Source organism: Paenalicyclobacillus macrosporangiidus, from assembly GCF_900116805.1.
GTDB classification, from domain to species: Bacteria; Bacillota; Bacilli; order Alicyclobacillales; family Alicyclobacillaceae; genus Alicyclobacillus_H; species Alicyclobacillus_H macrosporangiidus.
On record NZ_FPBV01000075.1, the window covers coordinates 1 to 1,686 of the forward strand.

1 protein-coding gene is annotated in these 1,686 nt (G+C 53.6%); it reads left to right on the forward strand.

Translation table 11 applies throughout. The features are described 5' to 3' along the window. Window positions 1-153 precede the first annotated feature (153 nt). Entirely contained in the window at window positions 154-1,680 is a 1,527-nt protein-coding gene (locus BM357_RS18680) for a transposase (RefSeq protein ID WP_083430696.1), read from the forward strand. Window positions 1,681-1,686: the final 6 nt, after the last annotated feature.

Consider the following 1,686-nt stretch of genomic DNA (forward strand, 5'->3'; position numbering starts at 1 on the left):
CAGGCGCTATGCAGTTGCTGTATGAACTTGGATTGTGAACATTATATGACATATTCGTGAAATCACCGAAAACCACTTGACTTTTGAAAAACACCCAAACAATCGCCGAGGAGGCACCTAACTGCCTATCTCTCAGCGATTTGGGTGTGAAGTATGGCTCGTTTATGTAAACCAGAGTTCAAGGAGCTTTCGTCTTTCAGCAATGTCGGTGGCGCCCCTGTTCTACGTACACTGTGGGATCGGTTCGACCTTTCGCTGCTCTTGTCCCAGTCGGGGATCTTCAAAGTCCGTGGCGTCGCTACCTGGGTTCTGGCGTTCCTCTACGTCGTTGGACTCATTAACCGCTGTCCGTCCGTCAATGCGTTGGCCACGTTCTTCAACACAGACGGCCTGTTACAGCGCATGCTGGGCATCCAAAGAGTGACCCAATCCGCCCTCAGCCGCTTCCTGACGGGATTTTCTCAATGGGACATGTTCAATCAAAAGCGCACTGCTCGTCTTCAGGAAGACCCGGATACGGCCCTGGCAGACGGAGACGTGCTTGCTCTCGACGATACGCATGCCCCACACCCATACGCCAAGGGGATCCCGTTCCTCTATTGGCTCTACGACAGTTCAAACAAAGTTTACACATGGGCGATGAACATCGTGGCGCTGTACGCCGTCCGCAGCAATGGGATTGAATACCCATGGTCGTACGCCATCTGGACGAAACCTGAAAACGACACCGACAAGAAGCAGTCGAAGCTGGACCTGGCATGGCAGATGCTCCTGGCTGTCCGAAAACACGTGACGTACCGTTTGTGGGTGGTCATGGACCGCTGGTACTTCAGCAAGCCATTCCTGCTCCAGTGTGAATCAGAGAACTTTGACTGGGTCACGAAGGCTAAACGGAACACGCAGCTATTCCGCCGCATGATTGAGCCCGGCACCGGACGTGAACGCTTTGTCCCGATACGTCCAAGGGACCTGATTCGGGAGGTCTATCCGCTGCTCAGGACGCAAGGCAATGTGGATGTCGCCTCCGTCGTCTGCGAAAACATCTACATCAAGATGCCGAAAGTCTCCGTGAATCGACGGGGTGAGCCGTGTACGAAAATGAAATACACACCGGTCGCCGCAGTAGTAGGCAAACGAATGAACTCGGAAGACAACAAGGCTGCCACGCAACCCACAGAACTGGTGAACTCGCATGAACCCGGAGAGACCGAAGAGTTGGCTGCAGAGTACAAAGGGGCCTACCTGCTGATAAGCAACCGTTGCGATGCGCCATCTGAAGTGATGGGGGCGTGGCTGAAGCGCTGGCGAATTGAAGTCTTGTTCCGTACGGCAAAACAAGAACTCGGGATGCTCAATTGCCATTCGCCCAACCAAAACCACATACACGCTCACATGACGCTGCTATTCACGGCCGAAACGCTCGTTCGGTACCTCGTTTGGGAGCAACGAAAAACAGCAGGCGAGGAAGATTGCACACACGGCCAAGTGATCCGCAATCTGCTCTGCATCCGCTGTCATACCCGTCAAGCCGCTCGAACAAACGAGCCAGACTTGATCGTGATCGATCTTGACACAACGGCAAGGCATTGCGCAAGCCTCATCGACAAATTTTGGCCAACACGATTGGAACTGAGGTGGTTTGACCCTGACAAAACCCAGTTGTTGAGAGCAACTGCATAGCGCCTG

Bases quoted from the DNA above. Each gene is read 5' to 3' on its own strand.
- BM357_RS18680 (WP_083430696.1), top strand. From the start codon at position 154: ATGGCTCGTTTATGTAAACCAGAGTTCAAGGAGCTTTCGTCTTTCAGC.